General features: G+C 70.0%; 19 protein-coding genes and 1 pseudogene. 8 read left to right on the forward strand and 12 right to left on the reverse strand.

Features of this window, described 5'->3' with window-relative positions; all coding sequences use genetic code 11:
* Nucleotides 1–84 precede the first annotated feature (84 nt).
* The 4 genes from ACFYM0_RS15850 (at nucleotide 85) to pknB (ending at nucleotide 6,723) form a co-directional block, all read left to right on the forward strand.
* Nucleotides 85–1,560 (forward strand): PP2C family protein-serine/threonine phosphatase, encoded by a 1,476-nt coding sequence (locus ACFYM0_RS15850; protein ID WP_388501351.1) that lies wholly within the window; start codon nucleotides 85–87, stop codon nucleotides 1,558–1,560.
* A 31-nt stretch (nucleotides 1,561–1,591) separates the two neighbouring features.
* Entirely contained in the window at nucleotides 1,592–3,016 is a 1,425-nt protein-coding gene (locus ACFYM0_RS15855; protein ID WP_388501354.1) for an FtsW/RodA/SpoVE family cell cycle protein, read from the forward strand.
* Nucleotides 3,013–4,479: a peptidoglycan D,D-transpeptidase FtsI family protein gene (locus tag ACFYM0_RS15860; RefSeq protein ID WP_388501356.1), complete on the forward strand. Its 1,467-nt coding sequence runs from the start codon at nucleotides 3,013–3,015 to the stop codon at nucleotides 4,477–4,479. The genes ACFYM0_RS15855 and ACFYM0_RS15860 overlap by 4 nt, the downstream gene beginning before the upstream one ends.
* Nucleotides 4,480–4,701: 222 nt before the next feature.
* Nucleotides 4,702–6,723 (forward strand): Stk1 family PASTA domain-containing Ser/Thr kinase, encoded by a 2,022-nt coding sequence (gene pknB, locus ACFYM0_RS15865; RefSeq protein WP_388501359.1) that lies wholly within the window; start codon nucleotides 4,702–4,704, stop codon nucleotides 6,721–6,723.
* Between the two features lie 241 nt (nucleotides 6,724–6,964).
* On the opposite strand, the gene ACFYM0_RS15870 is transcribed toward pknB, so the two are convergent.
* The 6 genes and pseudogenes from ACFYM0_RS15870 to ACFYM0_RS15895 form a co-directional block, all read right to left on the reverse strand.
* Complete coding sequence (locus ACFYM0_RS15870; protein ID WP_388501362.1) at nucleotides 6,965–7,681, reverse strand: class E sortase; 717 nt, start codon at nucleotides 7,679–7,681, stop codon at nucleotides 6,965–6,967.
* Nucleotides 7,682–7,691: 10 nt separating this feature from the next.
* Nucleotides 7,692–8,519: pseudogene (locus ACFYM0_RS15875) on the reverse strand (class E sortase); the annotation flags it as partial.
* A complete protein-coding gene (locus ACFYM0_RS15880) occupies nucleotides 8,501–9,139 on the reverse strand; it encodes an aminodeoxychorismate/anthranilate synthase component II (RefSeq protein WP_388501364.1) in 639 nt (212 codons plus the stop codon). The pseudogene ACFYM0_RS15875 and the gene ACFYM0_RS15880, both read right to left, overlap by 19 nt.
* Nucleotides 9,136–9,336 (reverse strand): hypothetical protein, encoded by a 201-nt coding sequence (locus ACFYM0_RS15885; protein ID WP_254382427.1) that lies wholly within the window; start codon nucleotides 9,334–9,336, stop codon nucleotides 9,136–9,138. Before ACFYM0_RS15885 ends, ACFYM0_RS15880 begins: the two co-directional genes overlap by 4 nt.
* A 65-nt stretch (nucleotides 9,337–9,401) precedes the next feature.
* The gene (locus tag ACFYM0_RS15890) at nucleotides 9,402–10,100 is read right to left on the reverse strand and encodes a class E sortase (protein WP_388501366.1); all 699 of its coding nucleotides are present in this window, start codon (nucleotides 10,098–10,100) and stop codon (nucleotides 9,402–9,404) included.
* A 13-nt stretch (nucleotides 10,101–10,113) separates the two neighbouring features.
* A complete protein-coding gene (locus ACFYM0_RS15895; protein ID WP_388501369.1) occupies nucleotides 10,114–10,890 on the reverse strand; it encodes a DUF881 domain-containing protein in 777 nt (258 codons plus the stop codon).
* A 91-nt stretch (nucleotides 10,891–10,981) separates the two neighbouring features.
* Between ACFYM0_RS15895 and crgA the strand changes: the two genes are divergently transcribed.
* On the forward strand, nucleotides 10,982–11,236 hold the full coding sequence (crgA, locus tag ACFYM0_RS15900; protein ID WP_250738676.1) for a cell division protein CrgA: 255 nt from the start codon (nucleotides 10,982–10,984) through the stop codon (nucleotides 11,234–11,236).
* A gap of 106 nt (nucleotides 11,237–11,342) precedes the next feature.
* Here the strand turns inward: crgA and ACFYM0_RS15905 are convergent, their stop codons facing one another.
* Nucleotides 11,343–12,212, reverse strand: coding sequence for a rhomboid family intramembrane serine protease (locus ACFYM0_RS15905; protein WP_388501372.1), 870 nt, complete (start codon nucleotides 12,210–12,212; stop codon nucleotides 11,343–11,345).
* Between the two features lie 128 nt (nucleotides 12,213–12,340).
* Nucleotides 12,341–12,868, reverse strand: coding sequence for a peptidylprolyl isomerase (locus tag ACFYM0_RS15910; protein WP_327305724.1), 528 nt, complete (start codon nucleotides 12,866–12,868; stop codon nucleotides 12,341–12,343).
* 176 nt (nucleotides 12,869–13,044) lie between these two features.
* Here ACFYM0_RS15910 and ACFYM0_RS15915 point away from each other — a divergent pair, with 176 nt between their 5' ends.
* The gene (locus tag ACFYM0_RS15915) at nucleotides 13,045–13,797 is read left to right on the forward strand and encodes a DUF5324 family protein (protein WP_388501375.1); all 753 of its coding nucleotides are present in this window, start codon (nucleotides 13,045–13,047) and stop codon (nucleotides 13,795–13,797) included.
* Between the two features lie 85 nt (nucleotides 13,798–13,882).
* On the opposite strand, the gene ACFYM0_RS15920 is transcribed toward ACFYM0_RS15915, so the two are convergent.
* Both ACFYM0_RS15920 and ACFYM0_RS15925 read right to left on the reverse strand, forming a co-directional pair.
* Nucleotides 13,883–14,389, reverse strand: a complete 507-nt coding sequence (locus ACFYM0_RS15920) for a LysM peptidoglycan-binding domain-containing protein (protein ID WP_388501377.1) — start codon at nucleotides 14,387–14,389, stop codon at nucleotides 13,883–13,885.
* 115 nt (nucleotides 14,390–14,504) lie between these two features.
* Complete coding sequence (locus ACFYM0_RS15925) at nucleotides 14,505–14,984, reverse strand: MarR family winged helix-turn-helix transcriptional regulator (protein WP_388501380.1); 480 nt, start codon at nucleotides 14,982–14,984, stop codon at nucleotides 14,505–14,507.
* A 102-nt stretch (nucleotides 14,985–15,086) separates the two neighbouring features.
* Here ACFYM0_RS15925 and ACFYM0_RS15930 point away from each other — a divergent pair, with 102 nt between their 5' ends.
* Complete coding sequence (locus ACFYM0_RS15930; RefSeq protein WP_388501382.1) at nucleotides 15,087–16,574, forward strand: MFS transporter; 1,488 nt, start codon at nucleotides 15,087–15,089, stop codon at nucleotides 16,572–16,574.
* A gap of 128 nt (nucleotides 16,575–16,702) precedes the next feature.
* Here the strand turns inward: ACFYM0_RS15930 and ACFYM0_RS15935 are convergent, their stop codons facing one another.
* On the reverse strand, nucleotides 16,703–17,521 hold the full coding sequence (locus tag ACFYM0_RS15935) for an isocitrate lyase/phosphoenolpyruvate mutase family protein (RefSeq protein WP_388501384.1): 819 nt from the start codon (nucleotides 17,519–17,521) through the stop codon (nucleotides 16,703–16,705).
* A 256-nt stretch (nucleotides 17,522–17,777) separates the two neighbouring features.
* Between ACFYM0_RS15935 and ACFYM0_RS15940 the strand changes: the two genes are divergently transcribed.
* Nucleotides 17,778–18,506 carry a hypothetical protein gene (locus tag ACFYM0_RS15940; protein ID WP_388501387.1) on the forward strand — a complete coding sequence of 243 codons (729 nt, stop codon included), beginning with the start codon at nucleotides 17,778–17,780 and terminating at the stop codon, nucleotides 18,504–18,506.
* A gap of 57 nt (nucleotides 18,507–18,563) precedes the next feature.
* Here the strand turns inward: ACFYM0_RS15940 and ACFYM0_RS15945 are convergent, their stop codons facing one another.
* On the reverse strand, nucleotides 18,564–19,730 hold the full coding sequence (locus ACFYM0_RS15945; RefSeq protein ID WP_388501389.1) for an epoxide hydrolase family protein: 1,167 nt from the start codon (nucleotides 19,728–19,730) through the stop codon (nucleotides 18,564–18,566).
* Between the last annotated feature and the right edge of the window lies 1 nt (nucleotide 19,731).

Raw genomic sequence — 19,731 nt, forward strand, 5'->3', positions numbered from 1 at the left:
GGACCCGAGCGCGCTCCAGGCCGGAGGGTGGGCAGTGTGGCTCGAGACCGGTTGTACCCCGAGGCGTCGACAGGGCAGGTGCGCATGAGTCTGTCCCTGCGGTTCGCCGCCGGATCGCACAAGGGCATGATCCGCGAGGGCAACGAGGACTCCGGCTACGCCGGGCCCCGTCTCCTCGCGATCGCCGACGGCATGGGCGGCCAGGCCGCCGGTGAAGTCGCCAGTTCCGAGGTGATCTCCGCCCTCGTGCAGCTCGACGACGACGTCCCGGGCTCCGACATGCTCACCGCGCTCAGCACCGCCGTGCAGCGCGCCAACGACCAGCTGCGCGTCATGGTCGAGGAAGACCCCCAGCTGGAGGGCATGGGCACCACGCTCACCGCCCTGCTGTGGACGGGCCAGCGCCTGGGCCTGGTCCACGTCGGCGACTCCCGCGCCTACCTGCTCCGCGACGGCGTCCTCACGCAGATCACCCAGGACCACACCTGGGTGCAGCGCCTCGTCGACGAGGGCCGGATCACCGAAGAGGAAGCCACCACCCACCCGCAGCGCTCCCTGCTGATGAGAGCCCTGGGCAGCGGTGACATCGTCGAGCCCGACCTCTCCATCCGCGAGGTCCGGGTCGGCGACCGCTACCTGATCTGCTCCGACGGGCTCTCCGGCGTGGTCTCCCACCAGACCCTGGAAGAGACCCTCGCCGACTACCACGGCCCCCGCGAGACCGTGGCCTCGCTCATCCAGCTCGCGCTGCGCGGCGGCGGCCCCGACAACATCACCTGCATCGTGGCCGACGTCCTCGACACCGACAGCGGCGACACCCTGGCCGCGCAGGTCAACGACACCCCGGTCGTCGTCGGCGCGGTCGCCGAGAACCAGCACCACCAGCTCTTCGACGGCGGCAACGCCATGCAGACCCCGGCCGGCCGCGCCTCCGGGCTCGGCCGCCAGAGCCCCCCGCCCGCCGGCGCCTTCGGCCCCCCCGGCAGCGGCGAGGCCCCGGGTTACGGCGGCTACGGCGCCCAGGGACAGGGCGGCGGAGCCGACGCGTACGGCAGCTTCGGCGACCCGGACCCGTACGACGGGGACTCCGGGTACGAGGACACGTACGACCACCCGCGCAGGCGCCGCGGCAAAGGGCGCAAGTGGACCGCGCGCACGCTGACGCTGCTCGTGGTCCTCGGTGTCATCGGCGGCGGCCTGTACGCGGGCTACCGCTGGACCCAGACGCAGTTCTACGTCGGGGTCAAGGACGAGCACGTCGCGCTCTTCCGCGGGATCAGCCAGAAGCTGGGGCCGCTGGAGCTCTCCAAGGTGGAGACCGACCGCCCCGACATCGAACTGAAGTACCTTCCGCCCTTCAAGCGCAAGCAGGTCGTGGACACGATCAGCGAAGGCAGCCTCGACGCCGCCCGGACGAAGATCGACGAACTGGGCACCCAGACCTCCGCGTGCAAGAAGGACGAGGAGCGGCGTGCCGCCGAGGCCAAGGGCAACCAAACACCCGGTCCCGTCCTGACTGCCGCCGAGCAGCAGGTCGTCGGCCTGTGCGAGAAGCAGTAGACATACGCGGGCACAGGGGGCCCGCCACACCATGAGCGTTGTCACCAACACGACCACCATCGGCGCCATCGAGGCGCCGAGCCGGCGGAACACCGAGCTCCTGCTGCTCGCCTTCGCCGTGGTCATCACGATCTTCGCCTACGCCAACGCAGGCCTGTCGATCGACGGCGAACTGCCCCCGGGCATGTTCACCTACGGGCTCGGCCTCGCCGTCCTGGCGGGCATCGCCCACTTCGTCGTACGGCGCTACGCCAAGTACTCCGACCCGTTGCTGCTGCCGATCGCCACGCTCCTCAACGGGCTGGGCCTCGTCCTGATCTGGCGCCTCGACCAGTCCGAGCGGCTGCAGAACCTCGCGAAGCGGCAGTTCGGGGCCTTCTCCGAGTCCTCGCCCCGGCAGATGATGTACACGGCGCTGGCCATCGCGCTGTTCGCCGTCGTGCTGCTGGTCCTCAAGGACCACCGCGTGCTCCAGCGGTTCACGTACATCTCGATGGCCGCCTCGCTCGTGCTGCTGATCCTGCCCGTGATCCCGGGTCTGGGGGCCGACGTCTTCGGCGCCAAGATCTGGATCAGCGTCGGCGGGTTCTCGATCCAGCCCGGCGAGTTCGCGAAGATCGTCATCGCCGTCTTCTTCGCCGGCTACCTCATGGTCAAGCGCGACGCCCTGGCCCTCGCCAGCCGCCGCTTCATGGGCCTCTACCTGCCGCGCGGCCGCGACCTCGGCCCGATCCTGATGATCTGGGCGATGAGCCTGCTCGTCCTGGTCTTCGAGAACGACCTCGGCACCTCGCTGCTCTTCTTCGGCATGTTCGTGATCATGCTGTACGTGGCCACCGAGCGGACGAGCTGGATCGTCATCGGCCTGCTCATGAGCGTCGGCGGAGCCACCGTGGTCGGCGCCACCGCCAGCCACGTCAAGGCCCGCGTCACCGCCTGGCTCGACCCCTTCGCCTGCTACCAGAAGTCCGGCGCCTGCGAGCAGGTCGGCCAGTCGATCATGAGCTTCGGCTCCGGCGGAGTCCTCGGCACCGGCTGGGGACAGGGCAACTCCGACCTCATCGGCTTCGCCGCCAACTCCGACTTCATCTTCTCCACCGTCGGCGAAGAGCTCGGACTCGCCGGGGTCATGGCCTTCCTCCTGCTCTACGGCCTGATCATCGAGCGGGGCGTGCGCACCGCCCTCGCCGCCCGCGACCCCTTCGGCAAGCTCTTCGCGATCGGCCTCTCCGGCGCCTTCGCGCTCCAGATCTTCGTGGTCGCCGGCGGAGTCATGGGCCTCATCCCCCTGACGGGCATGACCATGCCCTTCCTCGCGTCGGGCGGCTCGTCCGTCCTCGCGAACTGGATCCTCATCGCCATCCTCATCCGGATCAGCGACACCGCACGCCGCCCTGCCCCGGCCCCGGCTCCGTCCCCCGACTCCGAGATGACCCAGGTGGTCCGCCCGTCATGAACAAGCCCCTGCGCCGCATCTCGATCTTCTGCGGGCTGCTCGTCCTGGCACTGCTCGTGCGGACCAACTGGATCCAGTACGTCAAGGCCGAGGAGCTGAGCACCCGCAAGGAGAACCGGCGGGTCCAGATCGCCCAGTACGCCACCGAGCGCGGCAACATCATCGTCGAGGGCAAGCCGATCACCGGCTCCGCCGTCACCGACGGCAGCGACTACAAGTTCAAGCGGACCTACATGGACGGTCCGCTCTGGTCCCCCGTGACCGGCTACGCCTCGCAGGCCTTCGGTTCCACGCAGCTCGAGTCCCTCGAGGACGGCATCCTCACCGGCAACGACGACCGGCTGTTCTTCGACCGCACCATCGGCATGTTCACCGGCGAGAAGAAGCAGGGCGGCAACGTCGTCACGACGCTCAACGCCGCCGCGCAGAAGGCCGCGTTCGACAAGCTCGGCGACAAGAAGGGCGCCGTCGCGGCGATCGACCCGCGCACCGGCGCGATCCTCGCCCTGGTCAGCACCCCCTCGTACGACCCCACGTCCTTCGCGGGCAACTCGAAGGCCGACGAGAAGGCCTGGGTCGAGCTCAAGGACAGCGAGGACAAGAAGCTCGTCAACCGCGCCCTGCGCGAGACCTACCCGCCCGGCTCCACCTTCAAGGTGGTCACCGCCGCCGCCGCCCTCGAGCACGGCATCGTCACGGACATCAACGCGCCGACCGACACCGAGGACCCGTACATCCTCCCGGGCACCAAGACCGAGATGGTCAACCACGCCCCGAACTGCGGCAAGGCCACCCTCAACTACGCCCTGCAGGTCTCCTGCAACTCCGTCTTCGCCAACATGGGCGACAAGGTGGGGCGGGACAACATGGTGAAGACCGCCGAGAAGTTCGGCTTCAACAACGACAAGATCGACACCCCGGTCCGCGCCTTCGCCAGCGTCTACGACAAGACCATGGGCAAGGACGGCAACGCCCTCAGCTCCATCGGCCAGTTCAACACCGCGGCCACCCCGCTCCAGATGGCCATGGTCACCGCCGCCATCGCCAACAACGGCAAGCTGATGAAGCCGTACATGGTCGACCAGCTGCAGTCGCCCAACGTCGACGTCATCGAGAAGCACGAGCCGCAGGAAATGAGCCGGCCCCTCTCCCCGGAGAACGCGAAGAAGGTCCGGGACATGATGGTCAACGTCGTCGAGAACGGCACCGGCAGGACCGCCCGGATCAAGAACACCGTCGTCGGCGGCAAGACCGGCACCGCCCAGCACGGCGAGGGCAACAAGAAGCGCCCGTACGCCTGGTTCATCTCCTACGTCGAGAACCCGGACGGCAGCTCGCCGGTCGCGGTCGCCGTCGTGATCGAGGACAGCGGCGCGGACCGCGAGGACATCAGCGGCGCCGGCCTCGCCGCCCCGGTGGCCAAGGCGGTCATGGAAGCCGTACTCAAGAGCAACAAGGGGTAACCGGGTAACGGGCGGGGCGGAAGGCCACGCGAGAGCCGCAAGGGGCACACAGATGTGATCCGGGTCACTGTTCCCGCCCGGATCCGAGCGTACGGTACCGGTCCGGTATCAGCCTGTGGTCACGAACCGATCACCGACGATCGGCCGGTAGCCTTTGCGCGAACAGCACACCGCCGGACCACACACGGGTGCGGTCGGGACTGACGGAGAGGGCTGCACGTTATGGAAGAGCCGCGTCGCCTCGGCGGCCGGTACGAGCTGAGCCACGTGCTCGGCCGTGGTGGCATGGCCGAGGTCTACCTCGCCCACGACACCCGGCTCGGCCGTACCGTCGCCGTCAAGACCCTGCGCGCCGATCTCGCCCGCGACCCGTCCTTCCAGGCCAGGTTCCGCCGCGAGGCCCAGTCGGCCGCATCGCTCAACCACCCGGCGATCGTCGCCGTGTACGACACCGGCGAGGACTACGTCGACAACATCTCCATCCCGTACATCGTGATGGAGTACGTCGACGGCTCGACCCTGCGCGAGCTCCTGCACTCAGGCCGCAAGCTGCTGCCCGAGCGCACCCTGGAGATGTGCATCGGCATCCTCCAGGCGCTGGAGTACTCGCACCGCGCCGGCATCGTGCACCGCGACATCAAGCCCGCCAACGTCATGCTCACCCGCACCGGCCAGGTCAAGGTCATGGACTTCGGCATCGCCCGGGCCATGGGCGACTCCGGCATGACCATGACGCAGACCGCCGCCGTCATCGGCACCGCCCAGTACCTCTCCCCGGAGCAGGCCAGGGGCGAGCAGGTCGACGCGCGGTCCGACCTCTACTCGGCCGGCTGCCTGCTGTACGAGCTCCTCGCCGTCCGTCCGCCGTTCATCGGGGACTCCCCGGTCGCCGTCGCCTACCAGCACGTACGGGAAGAGCCCCAGCCCCCTTCGAACTTCGACTCCGAGATCACGCCCGAGATGGACGCGATCGTGTTGAAGGCGCTGGTCAAGGACGCCGACTACCGCTACCAGTCCGCCGACGAGATGCGCGCCGACATCGAGGCCTGCCTCGACGGCCAGCCCGTCGCGGCCACCGCCTCCATGGGCGCCGCCGGTTACGGCTACCCCGACCAGGGCCACGGCTACGGACACCAGGGCTACGACCAGCCCACCACCGCCCTGCGCACCGCCGACCCGAACCAGACCTCCATGCTCCCGCCGATGCCCCCGGGCGACGGCGGCTACGGCTACGGGGACCAGGGCGGCTACGACCAGGGCGGCCGCGGCCGGCGTCCGCAGAAGAAGAGCAAGGCCTCCACGATCCTGCTGGTCACCGCCGGCATCCTCGTCCTGGTCGGCGCGATCCTGATCGGGCGCTCCATCTTCGAGACCACCGCCGACAACCGGCCCGTGGTCCCCAAGTTCATCGGCGAAACCCTGGAGGCCGCCAAGGCCAACGGGGACAACGTCGGTCTCGTCGTCCAGCAGGACGGGGAGATGCCCTGCGACGCCGCCCCCAAGGGCAGCGTCTGCGAGCAGTCCCCGGCCGAGGGCCTCAAGGTCGACAAGAACTCCGTCGTCAAGGTGAAGGTCTCCACCGGCGCGCCCAAGGTCCTCGTCCCGAACGTGATGAGCCTGGCGATCGCCGACGCGGAGAAGGAGCTCCAGGGCAAGGGCTTCCAGATCGAGAAGAAGACGGTCGAGTCCGAGCGGCCCGCCGGCACCGTCATCGAGCAGAACCCGAAGAGCGGCGAGGCCGAGAAGGGCTCGACCATCGAGCTGACGGTGGCCAAGGAAATCTCCAAGGTGACCGTCCCGGACCTGACCGGCAAGAGCCAGGGCGACGCTTCGAAGGCCCTGCAGGCCCTCAAGCTGAAGCTCGGCAGCGTCACGGAGGTGGACGCGCCCCCGGGCACCGCCCCCAAGACGGTCGTCGGCCAGGACCCCGGCATCAACAGCCAGGTCGAGGTCGGCTCGACGGTCAACATCTCCGTAGCCAAGCCGGTCCAGCAGCTCCAGGTCCCGAACCTGGTCGGCAGGACCGTCAACCAGGCCAGGGAGCTGCTGGCCTCCAAGGGGCTGGTCTTCGGCTCCATCCTGTCGGGCTCCCAGGACGGCAAGGCGAGGATCCTGAGCACGGACCCGGCCGTCGGCAGCCCGGTGGCCCCCGGCCAGGTGATCAACGTGAACACGGTGCCCGACGGCCAGCAGAACGGCGGCAACGACGGCGGCGGCGGCTTCTTCGGAGGCCTGGGCGGCTGACCGCACAGGAACGAGCACCAACGGGTCCGGCCCCTCCACGAGGGGGGCCGGACCCTGGTCTTTCACCAGGCCTGTGTGGCCCTCTACGTCGCCACCTGCGCCTTCACGCGCGAGTCCTCGGCCCTTGCCGCCCAGGGCGGTGCCACGGCCGTGCACAGGGGCCTTCTGGAGGCTTGGAGTGCCGGTGTACGGCTCCTGGTCCTGCGCTGACTTCGACAGAGACAGGCTGTCCCTGTCGAAGTCAGCGCAGCTCCGCCGGGAGGGTCCGCTTCGCGTCGACCTTCTCCGTGCGGACCAGCTCGCCCCACACGATGTAGCGGTACTTCGAGGTGTACACGGGCGTGCAGGTCGTCAGGGTGATGTAGCGGCCCGGCGCCGTGCGGCCCGACTCCTTGGGGACCGGGCTGATCGCGTCCACGTTGTACTTCGAGGTCTGGCTCAGCTCGGCGAAGACCTTGTAGACGTACCAGGTGTCGCGGGTCTCGAAGACGACCGCGTCGCCGTTCTTCAGCTTGTCGATGTTGTGGAACTTGGCCCCGTGCCCGTCGCGGTGGGCCGCCAGCGCGAAGTTGCCCGCCGGGTCCCACGGCAGCGCCGACTTGACCGGCTCCGTGTAGTAACCGGCGACGCCGTCGTTCAGGACGTCCGAGCCGGTGCCCCGCTTGACCAGCACCTCGCCGTTCTTCATCGCCGGCACGTGCAGGAAGCCGACCCCGCCCTGGACGTCCAGCGCGCCCGGCGCCGCGGCCGCCGTCCGCGAGGGCGCCGCCCGGTCCCACTGTTCGCGCACCGCGTCCCCGCGCGCGGAGGCGTCCCGGTCCGCCAGGACGTTCGTCCACCACAGCGAGTACGCCACGAACAGCCCGAGCACCAGGCCCACGGTGATCAGGAGCTCGCCCAGCAGGCTCAGGAACCCCGCGACGGCGCTGCGGTGCGGGGGCGGTGCGGCACGTGACACTGCGGATCCTCTACGGGCTGGTCAGCTCGGGCGGAGCACCCTGGCTGCGGGGGCGTTCAGCGGTCATCCTGCCCCATACGACCAGCCGGTAGGTGCTGGTGAACTCCGGGGTGCAGGTGGTCAGCGTGATGTACCGGCCAGGAGATGTGAATCCCGATCCGGTCGGCACCGGCTTGATCACCGACACGTTCGACGGCGGGGTCTGCGCGAGCTGCGCGCTCGTCTCGTACGTGTAGTACGCGTCCCGCGTCTCCACCACGATCTTGTCCCCCGGCACCAGCCGGTTGATGTAGCGGAACGGTTCTCCGTGCGTGTTCCGGTGGCCCGCCAGCGCGAAATTGCCCTGGGGATCGCCCGGCATCCCGGTCGCGAGCGGCGCCTCGGAATAGTGGCCGACCATGCCCTTGTCGAGGACCTTCGCCTTGTTCGTGCCCTGCGCGACCGGCACCTTCACGTCCAGCTTCGGGATGTAGAGGATCGCGAAGCCCTGGCCCGGCTCGAACGCCGCCACGGGCGGGGCCGCCGCCCCGGCCGGATCGCGGTCCCAGGTCTGGAGCAGGGAACCGGCCGCGTTGTCGGCCGTCCGGCCCGCCAGGAAGTTCGTGTACCAGAGCTGGTAGCCGACGAAGAGCAGCATCACCAGGCCCAGCGTGATGAACAGCTCCCCCGCGAGCCTGCTGAGGACCACCACCGGCCCGCCCGAGGCCGGCCGCCTGCGCCGGCGGCCCCGGCCCCGCGCGCGCGTGCGCTTCGCGGCCTCCTGCGCTGCCCTGCGTCGCGCTGCCCGGCCCTCGGTGGGCGCGGACGGCGCGAGCGCCGTCACGCGACGGCCTTGCCCACCACCGGGGCGAGCCCCACCGAGCGCTCCACCGCGCCCGCGTCACCGCAGCGCACCAGCCAGTTCGCGAGCATCCGGTGGCCCCACTCGGTCAGCACGGACTCGGGGTGGAACTGCACGCCCTCGACGTCGTGCTCGCGGTGACGCAGACCCATGATGATCCCGTCCTCGGTCCGCGCCGTGACCTCCAGCGTGTCCGGAAGGGTCGGCGGCTCGGCCGCGAGGGAGTGGTACCGGGTCGCGGTGAAGGGCGAGGGAAGTCCCTCGAAGACGCCGAGACCCTCGTGGATCACCGGCGAGGTCTTGCCGTGCAGCAGTTCCGGAGCCCGGCCGACGACGCCTCCGTAGGCGACGGCCATCGACTGCATGCCGAGGCAGACACCGAAGACGGGTACGCCGGTGTCCGCGCAGTGGCGGACCATGTCCACGCAGACCCCGGCCTCTTCCGGCGTGCCCGGGCCCGGGGAGAGCAGTACGCCGTCGAAGCCGTCCTGGGCGTGGGCGAGCTCGACCTCGTCGTTGCGCAGCACCTCGCACTCGGCACCGAGCTGATAGAGGTACTGGACCAGGTTGAAGACAAAGCTGTCGTAATTGTCGACAACCAGAATGCGCGCGCTCACGGAGTCGCTCCCGATCCCTCGTCCACCGTCACATCGTTGAACGGAAGCAGCGGCTCGGCCCACGGGAAGACGTACTGGAACAGCACGAACACCACCGCGAGCACCAGCACGAGGGAGATCATCACGCGTACCCACGCGTTTCCCGGCAAGTGCCGCCAGATCCAGCCGTACATGCCGCCTGTGTCCTTTTCGTCCACGATCGTTCAACGCACCGCAGGGGCGGTACGTCCACAGCCTAAAGCCACCCGCCCGGCGCGGAGGGTCACCTTGCCAAACCCTCCGGTACACCCTGGGCGAGGGTCCGCATACCGGTCAGTTCGGCCCAGACCACGAGCCGGTGGCTGTGGCCCCATTCCGGGTCGCAGGTGGTCAGCGTCAGGTACTTGCCCGGCCCGGTGAAGGGCGAGCGGCTCGGCACCGGATCGACCACTCCGACCTCCGTGGGGAGCGTGCGCAGCGCCTGCGCGCGGACCGTGTACGTGTACCAGCCGGTGGCGTCCTTGAGGATCACCAGGTCGCCGGTGCGCAGCTTGGGGACGTCCTTGAAGGGGTCCCCGTACGTGCGCCGGTGGCCGGCCACCGCGAAGTTCCCGGTGCCGCCCGGCCGGGCCGTGCCGGCGTAGTGGCCCAGGCCCTTCTTCAGCAGCTCCGTGCCCGTGCCCTCCAGGACGGGCTTGTTCCAGTCGCGGCCGAAGCGCGGGACGTACATCTCGGCGAAGGCCCGGCCCGGCGGGTACGCGGCGCTCTCCTGGGCGGCCGGGGCCGCCGACGGCGCGGGGGCGGGCTGCGGGGCGGCCGCGGGCGCCGCGGACCAGCCGTCCCTCATGCGGGCCATCTCCCCGTCCATGGCCTGGTCGGCCTTGACCCCGGTCCACAGCAGGACGTAGACGACGAAGAGCACGATGAGCGAGCCCGCGGTCAGACACACCTCGCTGAACGTCCGTACCAGCAGGCGCGGCACGTCGACGTCACGGTCACGGGGTGGCGGGCTCCAGCGGCTTCGCATAGTGGAGGTCCACTGTGCCGGAGTAGCCCGGCAGTGTCAGCGCCTTGTGCTCGTCCACTTTCCAGCCGAGCCCGTACGCGTTCACGTACAGCTGGTAGTTCTGCAGCGCCGGGGAAGCCGCGAGGGCCTTCTTCAGCGCGCCGGGGTCGCCGACCGCCGACACCTTGTACGGGGGCGAGTAGACCCGGCCCTGGAGGATCAGGGTGTTGCCCACGCAGCGCACGGCGCTGGTGGAGATCAGGCGCTGGTCCATGACCTGGATGCCCTCGGCGCCGCCCTGCCAGAGCGCGTTGACCACGGCCTGGAGGTCCTGCTGGTGGATCACCAGGTCGTTGGGCTGCGGTTCGGGGACGTTGGGGATGCGGGCCGTGGCGTTCGGGGGCGCGTCGTTCAGGGTGACCGTGACGGCCTTGCCGGTGATCGCCTCGGTGCCGGAGGCGGCGCGCAGGGCGGCCAGCTTGGCCTCCTCGGCCCTGGTGCTCCCGTTGTCGCGGGCGGCGAGGGCGTCGACCTGGCCGCGTGCGGTGGCCGTGCTCTTCTCCAGCTCCAGATTGTTCTGGCTGCGCTCCTGGATCAGGTCGGACAGCTTGAGGAGCGAGGCGTCCGTCCGGATGTTCGTACCCTTGGAGGTGTTGAAGCTGGTGACGAAGATCAAGCCGGCCAGGGCGAAAACGGCGGCCGTGAGCAGCCGGACCGGTCTGGCACGGCGACGGGGACCCGCGGAGGAGTCGTCGGAATTGCTCAACGTACCCTTCTCCTTCAACGCCACAGGTCCACTACGCTAACGGACGCCCGGGGCAGGCAAGGTCCCCAGCCCATCGACAGGAGAGCCCCTCGTGCCGAAGTCACGTATCCGCAAGAAGGACGACTACACGCCGCCCCCCACGCGGACGCCGCAGTCGATCAAGCTGACGAACCGCAACTGGGTCGCCCCGGTCATGCTGGCGTTCTTCTTGGTCGGCCTGGCATGGATCGTCGTTTTTTATCTGTCCGAGACCCAGCTTCCGATCGAAGCCCTCGGAAATTGGAACATTGTGGTCGGATTCGGCTTCATTGCGGCAGGATTCGGCGTCTCCACGCAGTGGAAGTAGTCCGGCTCCGCAAGCTCTCCCCATGAGTTATCCACAGCGTCATCCACACCTGAGGAAAAGACAGAAGATCTGTGGATAACTCTGTGGAGAGTTGACGCCGGTGTGATCAGGTGAGTGCGGAAAGTTCGGCCGTCCGGATCGCGATCAGGGCTGTGGCCAGCAGGAACACCGCCAGGCAGGTGCCCCACTGGACGAATTTGCGATTCCGGGCGCCCATGTCCTTGGCAGGCCACAGGAAGCCCGCCGCGACCAGCACACCGGTGACCAGACCACCGATATGGGCCTGCCAGGACACGTTCAGCCCCGGCATGAAGGTCAGCACCAGCATGAACACCGCCATGGTGATCAGCGGGCGCATTTCGTACCGCATCCGCCGGAACAGCACCACCGTGGCGCCGAGCAGGCCGAAGACGGCGCCGGAGGCGCCGAGGGTCGCGACCATCGGCCCGGTCAGCAGATAGACCGCGACGCTGCCGCCCAGAGCGGACAGCAGGTACACGGCGAGATAGCGGGCCCGGCCGAGGGCTTGCTCCAGCGGTCCGCCGATGAACCACAGGCCGAGCATGTTGCTGAAGATGTGCCACCACTTGACGTGCAGGAACGGCGAGGTCAGCAGCCGGTAGTACTCGCCGGTGGAGACGCCGGCCTGGTCGCCGTACCAGCCCAGCATCACCAGATCGAAGTCCAGCCTGGGGACGGCCTTCACCAGGAGGAACACCGCCACGTTGATCCCGATCAGGATCTTCGTGACCAGGTGCGGATCGGCGGCGACGACCCCGCCCGCGATCGTGCGCGGGGCATTGGCGGCGGGCCCATGGCCCGTTCCCGAGCCCCCGCGGACGCATTCGGGGCACTGGAAGCCGACCGAGGCGCTGATCATGCACTCGGGGCAGATCGGCCGCTCACAGCGCGTACAGCTGATCCCGGTCTCGCGGTCCGGGTGCCGGTAGCAGCCCGGAATACGGTCGGTGTCCATCGGTCCCCTCGGTCGGCGGAGAACACGGCGGCGGGGACGGCGGGTCCGCCCGCGCCCGTCCGGTACGTATCGAGGACGGACGGGCGGGGCCGAAAGGTTCCCCTGCGGTCAGCAAGGTTCCCCTGCGGTCAGCGCTTCTCGATGACGACGGACTGGATGATCACGTCGTCGAGGGGGCGCTCGGTGCGCGGGTTGGTGGGACCGGCCGCGATGGCGTCGACGATCTTCTGGCTGGCCTTGTCGCCGATCTCGCCGAAGATGGTGTGCTTGCGCGTCAGCCAGGCGGTCGGGGCGACGGTGATGAAGAACTGCGAGCCGTTGGTCCCCGGGCCGGCGTTCGCCATCGCGAGCAGGTAGGGCTTGGTGAAGGCCAGGTCGGGGTGGAACTCGTCGGCGAACTGGTAGCCGGGGCCGCCGGTGCCGTTGCCCAGCGGGTCGCCGCCCTGGATCATGAACCCGCTGATGACGCGGTGGAAGACGGTGCCGTCGTAGAGCGGGTCCGTGGTCTTCTGGCCGTCCGTGGGACGCGTCCACTCGCGCTCACCGGTGGCGAGTTCGACGAAGTTCCGCACGGTCTTCGGAGCGAAGTTCGGCAGAAGCTCGATCTCGATGTCGCCGTGGTTGGTCTTCAGGGTGGCGTAGAGCTTCTCGGCCACGGATCTGCCTTTCCCTCGTCGTCACTGTCGGTTTCAGATCCTCCCACGGAGAGCTGCACCGGACGGAAATCGTGCACTCGTATGCCCTGTCGCGCATGCCGGTCGGCGGTATGGGAGGCATGATCCGACAAAGGGTGGAAAGGTGAACTGTGTCCGCCACCGAGGAGGAGGATCCCGTGACCCGCAAGGAAAGCGTGCGCCTGGCAGCATCAAGTGCCAGGGATACGGCGCGGCACGCAGCGGAAGTGGTGGCGCCGTACGCGGAATCCGCCAAGCACGCTGCGGTGCATTACGCCCACGAAGCAAATGAACGGCTCGCACCGAAGGTGTCTTACGCGGCCGGCGAGGCTGCCAAGCAAGCCCGCCAGACGTACGGCTGCCACGTACAGCCCCGGATCAAGGCGGCGCGTGCCCACGTGCCGCCGAATGTCGACCGGGCGGCGTCCAATGCCGTGAAGCAGACCCGCCTGGCGGCCCGGCACACGGTGGAGTACACGCAGCCGCGGCTGGAGAGCGCCCTCGCGGCGGCCCAGCCGGTGGCCGAGGAGGCCGCGTCCCGGTCGACGGCGGCGCTGGCGGCGCTGCGCGGCCAGGTGTCGGCCAAGGAAGTCCGCAAGCTCGTACGCAGCCACGAGCGGCGTGCGCGCTGCGGCCGGTGGTTCAAGGGCGCGGCGGTGGTCGGCGTCCTCGCCGGCGGGGCCTACGCCGCGTGGCGCTGGTGGGACCAGCAGTCGAACCCGGACTGGCTCGTCGAGCCGCCGGCCGCCACCGAGCTGTCGGCGCGGGAGGAGGCTCCGGCCTCCTTCGACGAGGAGCCGGCGGCGAAGGAACGCGACACCGGCACGGAGTTCGTCTCCAGCCTCGAAGAAGAGGCCGAGGCCGCGCAGGAGCGGATCGACGCGGAGGACGCGAAGCGCAAGCACCGCTGAGACGGCGTGGATGAGAACGTGTGAGACGAGAGTGGGGCCCGGATCCTGGAAGGGATCCGGGCCCCACTCTCGTGTTTCCCCCTCGCTAGCCGGGGAGGTTGAGCTTCATCCCCGAGTGGATCATGTCGGGGTTCGAGCCGATGACGCCCTTGTTCATCGCGTAGAGCTCGCGCCAGCGACCCTCGTTGCCGAGCTCACGGCGGGCGATCGCGGAGAGCGAGTCGCCCGGGCGGACGGTGTACGTGCGCTGCGCCTTGGGCGCGGGTTTCGGCATCGGCGCCGCGGGCACCGCCTTGTGCGCGGCGGACGTCGGCGTGGGTGTGTGCGGGGCCGGCCGCGCGACGGGGGGCGCCGCCGCGGCCTTGGGCGGGGCCGGGGCCGCCTTGGGGGGCGCCGCTGCCGCCATGCGCTCGGCGGCCGCCTTGGTCGCCGCCGCCGAGTCGGTGTACTTGGTCCCGGCGTCGGCGGGCATCGCGGACGGGGGCGCCGGGGCGTCCGCGGCCTGCTGTTGCACCTGCTCAGCCGCCTTTTGGGCGGCCTTCTCGGCTTGTTCCTTCTTCTTGTCGGACCTCATGAAGTCGAACAGTCCCATGTGCGTACGCCTCCGGCATGGTGGTGCCCCCCTGGGCTTGAGTGCCTTGTTCCACTCTCTGCCAGATGGCCCGGGACGGCCCTGTGACGGGGCCATTCGGGGGATGCCGGGCTGCCTACTGGCGGGCCCTGCGGGCCGGCCTCGGGCTCTCCGACGGGGTTCCCAGATCGCCCTTCACCAGCAGGTTCAGCACGCGAAGCACGGCCTCGCGGTCCGCGTCCGAGAGGGAGGCGAGGGCTTCGGCGTGCACCTCGTCGACGATGCGGCTGCTCTCCTGCGCCAGGGCCGCGCCCTTCTCGGTGACGACGATGACGCGGGCCCTGCGGTCGGTGCCGGACTGCCGCCGCTCGGCCAGGCCGGCCTTCTCCAGGGCGTCGACGGTGACGACCATCGTCGTCTTGTCCATGCCGCCGATCTCGGCGAGCTGGATCTGGGTCCGCTCCTCCCCCAGGGCGTGCACGAGCACGCAGTGCATCCGTGCCGTGAGCCCGATCCGGTCGAGGGCCACCGCCATCCGGGTGCGCAGGACGTGGCTGGTGTGGTCCAGGAGGAAGGAGAGGTCCGGCTCGTTCTGGGCGGGCGCCATGGCTGTCATGTCCGCCAGTCTAGCAATTCAGTCCTCAATAGATCGTCTGCAACGGAACTATCTGATACGGTCTTACCAAGTCAGCCCGCCGCTCACCGACTGGGGACACAGATGCCTGCCACTTCCGCTCCCGCAGCTCCCGCAGCTCCTCCCGCCACGCCCACCACCCACGCCGGGTCCACTTCCGCCCCGGCCGCACCGCGCGGGCTGCGCTCGCGGTGGACCGCCCTCGGGGTGCTGTCCACCGGCGTCCTGATGACGGTCCTCGACGGCAGCATCGTCACCGTCGCGATGCCGGCCATCCAGAAGGACCTCGGCTTCACCCCCGCCGGACTCAGCTGGGTCGTCAACGCCTACCTGATCGCCTTCGGCAGCCTGCTGCTCCTCGCCGGCCGGCTCGGCGACCTCGTCGGCCGCAAGCGGATGTTCCTCGCCGGGACCGGCGTCTTCACCGGAGCCTCCCTGCTCGCCGGGTTCGCCGGCTCGCCCGAGGTACTGATCGCCGCCCGGTTCCTGCAGGGCGTCGGCAGCGCCATGGCGGCGGCCGTCAGCCTGGGCATCCTGATCACGCTGTTCACCGAGCCCCGCGAGCGGGCCACGGCCATCGCCGTCTTCTCCTTCACCGGGGCTGCCGGAGCCTCCCTGGGACAGGTGCTCGGCGGGGTCCTGACCGATGCCCTCGACTGGCACTGGATCTTCTTCATCAACCTGCCCATAGGGCTCGCCGCCCTCGTACTGGCCCTGCCCGCGCTCCCCGCCGATCGAGGACTGGGGCTGCGCGCCGGCGCCGACGTCACCGGCGCCCTCCTGGTCACCGCGGGCCTGATGCTCGGGATCTTCACCGTCGTCGAGGTGGAGCGCTACGGCTGGGTCTCCGCGCACACCCTCGGCCTCGGCACGCTCTCGGTCGCCCTGCTCGCCGGATTCACCGCACGCCAGGCCAAGACCCGCACCCCGCTGGTACCGCTGCGGATCTTCCGCTCGCGGACCGTGGTCGGGGCCAACCTGGTCCAGATGCTGATGGTGGCCGCACTGTTCTCCTTCCAGGTCCTGGTCGCCCTGTACCTCCAGAACGTGCTGGGCTACGGAGCCGCCGAGACCGGCCTGGCGATGCTCCCCGCGGCCGTGGTCATCGGTGGGGTCTCCCTCTTCGCCTCGGCCCCGCTGAACGCCCGCTTCGGCGAACGGAGCGTCCTCCTCGCCGGGCTGTCCCTGCTCGTCGCCGCCCTCGGCCTGCTGACCCGGCTCCCGGTCCGCGCCGACTACGTCACCGACCTGCTCCCCGTGATGCTGCTGGCCGCCGGCTTCGGCCTGGCCCTGCCCGCCCTCACCGCGCTGGGCATGTCCGGCGCCGACGAGCAGGACGCGGGACTCGCCTCGGGCCTGTTCAACACCACCCAGCAGATCGGCATGGCCCTCGGCGTCGCCGTCCTCTCCACCCTGGCGGCCGCCCGCACCGACTCCCTGCTCTCCACCGGTCTCGACCGCGCCGCGGCGCTGACCTCCGGCTACCACCTGGCCTTCGGTATCGGAGCCGGCCTGATACTCACGGCGCTCGTAGTGGCCGCGACCCTGCTGCGGACCGGCCGGCGCCGGTGACTCCCGCCCGATGTTTCACGTGAAACATCGGGGCAGGACGGGGACGGGCCGACCGAGAAGGACCCTGGACACGGCTGTGGGCCGCTCCGCACACCGGAGCGGCCCACAGCCGTTTCACGAAGAGGCCGCTACTTCACGAAGAGGCCGTTGAGCGTGCCGTAGTCGACCGCGCCGTCGAGCGCCCCGTACGTCCCCTGCTCCAGCACCTCCACCGCCGCGGCGCGGGCCGCCGTGTACGCCGCCTGCGCCACCCCGGTCCCGACACTGACCCGGCGCACCCCGGCCTTCGCCAGCTCGGCGACGGACGGGCCGCCCGGCCCGGCCAGCACGTTGACCGGCAGCGGGCCCCGCGCGATCTCGCTCAGGGCGTCCAGGTCCAGCAGCCCCGGCACGAAGATCCCGTCGGCCCCGGCGGCGGCGTACGCCTCCACCCGTGCCAGGACGTCGGCGAGGCGGCCGGACTCCTCCCCGATCCCGAACAGGAAGACGTCGGTACGGGCGTTGATCACCAGCTCGGGCAGCCCGGCCCCGGTGGCCGCCGCGCGGGCGGCGCGGATCCGTTCCGCCTGCTCAGAGGCGGTGTGGAGGGTACCGTCGGACACTTTCGAGTCCTCCAGGTTGATCCCGACTGCGCCCACCGCCACCACCTCGCGCACGGTGGCCGCGACATCCTCGTAGCCGCCCTCGATGTCCACGGTGACCGGGACGTCCACGGCCGCCACGATCCGTGCGGCCGCCGCGAGCATCTCCGGCCCCGTCGCGTGCTGCCCGTCCCCGCGCCCGATCGACCAGGCGACGCCACCGCTGGTGGTGGCGATGGCCTGCGCACCGGCCGACTCGATCACCGCGGCGCTGCCCGCGTCCCAGGCATTGGGGAGAACGATCAGCGACGCACCCAGCTCGCGCAGCCGCAGGGCTTTCTCGGTGGTCCTGGCTTCCACGGTCATCCGAACTCTCCTCAGCCATAACGTCTTTAAGCGCTCGTCACATCGACCCCAAGGTAGAGGACGGCGCCCGGAAGGTCCCCTGGTCACCCGGCCGTTCCCTGTTACGCATCCAGGACAGGAATCCCACGTTCCGACCGATCGAGATCCGTAGATTTCTCATCAGCAGCCCCGCAGACCTGACCGGACGAAACCCCGACAGCGACACCGCGGCATGCGACTCTCCACCTCTTCCCGGACAATGCTTCAAGGAGTCGTTATGCGTACCGCCCTCCGTACCTCGATCGTCACCGCCGCCCTCGCCGGAGCGCTCCTGGCGCCCGCCGCGACGGCCATCGCCGCGCCCACCGCGCAGGCCGTGACCTCCGGCTCGGCGGTAACCACGGTGTCGGCCGTGTACGGGAACTCCTCCGGCAACGACCGCTACGACGGCGAGAAGGTCCTCGTCGCGAAGGGCACCCTGGCGGTGCTGCGCAACGGTGCCGAGGGCCCCGAGGTCTGGATCCGCGCCGTCGCCGCCGACTGGAAGCCGGGCGACGGCTGGGCCGGCCGCGTGCTGGCCAAGCTCGACCCCGCCCACAAGCGCGCCGTCGTCGAAGGCATCCAGTACGACCTCAAGAAGATCGGCTCCGGCCCGTACGAGGGCCGTTACGGGCTCACCGTCCGCGTGCTCGGCGAGGGCGCCTCCAACGGCTGGTACATCCTGCCGAAGGCCACACCGGCCACCAAGCCCGTCCCGAAGCCCACGACCAAGCCCACCGCCAAGCCCTCGGTGAAGCCCTCCGCCAAGCCCGCCGTGAAGCCCGCGTCCGCCACCAGGCCGCAGACCGTCGTGGTCCCCCGGGGCCCCATCGCCGCAGGCGCCGAGATCGCCGCGGAGGACACCGACACCACCACCGCGGCCACCGGCGCCGCCCTCGTCGCGATACTCGCCGGGCTCGGGACGGCCTTCGCCGTCCGTGCCCGCAAGGCCCGCGCCCGCGGCTGAGCCCACAGCCCGGCGCCCGTGGAGCCCCGGTCCCCCAAGCCCACCCGGGGAGCGTGCTCAGCGGGAGCGGAAGAAGCGCCGGACGTCTCCGACCAGCAACTCCGGTTCTTCCAGGGCGGCGAAGTGGCCGCCGCGGTCGAACTCGGTCCACTGCACGATGTTGTTCGTCTGTTCGGCGAGGTGCCGCAGCAGGACGAAGTTCTCGTGCGGGAAGTGGGCCAGGGCGGTGGGCGCCTTCGACGGCTCGGGCGGTGCGCCCCAGTATTCGGCGTGCGCGCGCTCGTAGTAGAGACGCGCCGAGGAGCCCGCCGTGGCCGTCAGCCAGTAGAGCATCACGTTCGTGAGGAGCAGGTCGCGGTCGACGGGAGAGCCCGTCCACTCGTGGAACTTCTCGGCGATCCAGGCGAGCTGGCCGACGGGCGAGTCGGTCAGGCCGTACGCGAGGGTCTGCGGGCGGGTGGACTGGATGTCCGCGTACCCCTGCCGGTCGCGGGCCCAATCCTTGAACCGCTCCCAGGACAGCCGGGTGCGCGCGGCCTGCTCCGGGGACAGGCCCACCAGGTCGGCCGGCTCCGGTTCCCGTGCCATGTAGGCGTTCGGAATCAGATTCAGGTGGACGCCGATCACCTCGGGCCGGGTGCGGCCGATCTCGCGGGAGATGGCCGCGCCCCAGTCGCCGCCCTGGACCCCGTACCGCTCGTATCCCAGCCGCCTCATCAGCTCGGCGAAGGCGGCGGCGACGCGCCGGAATTCCCATCCCGCCTCCCGGGTCGGGCCGGACAGGCCGAAGCCGGGGATGCTCGGCAGGACCAGGTGGAAGGCGTCGGCCGGGTCGCCGCCGTGGGCTGCCGGGTCGGTGAGCGGGCCGACGGCATCGGTGAACTCGACGATCGAGCCCGGCCATCCGTGGGTCATGAGCAGCGGGGTGGCGTCCGGCTCCGGAGACCGTATGTGCGCGAAGTGGACGTGCGCCCCGTCGATCTCGGTCGTGAACTGCGGCCATTCGTTCAGCTTGGCTTCGGCGGCGCGCCAGTCGTAGGTGTGCCGCCAGTACCGCACCAGTTCCTTCAGGTGCCCGCCCGGAACTCCGTACGCCCATCCCGAGCCGGGGATCTCGTCCGGCCACCGGGTGCGATCCAGGCGTTCGTGGAGATCGTCCAGATCGTCTTGGGGGATGTCGATCCGGAACGGGGTGACGTTCTCTTCGGAGATCACGCGACGCATC

Source organism: Streptomyces sp. NPDC006487 (assembly GCF_042870555.1).
Classification (GTDB): Bacteria; Actinomycetota; Actinomycetes; order Streptomycetales; family Streptomycetaceae; genus Streptomyces.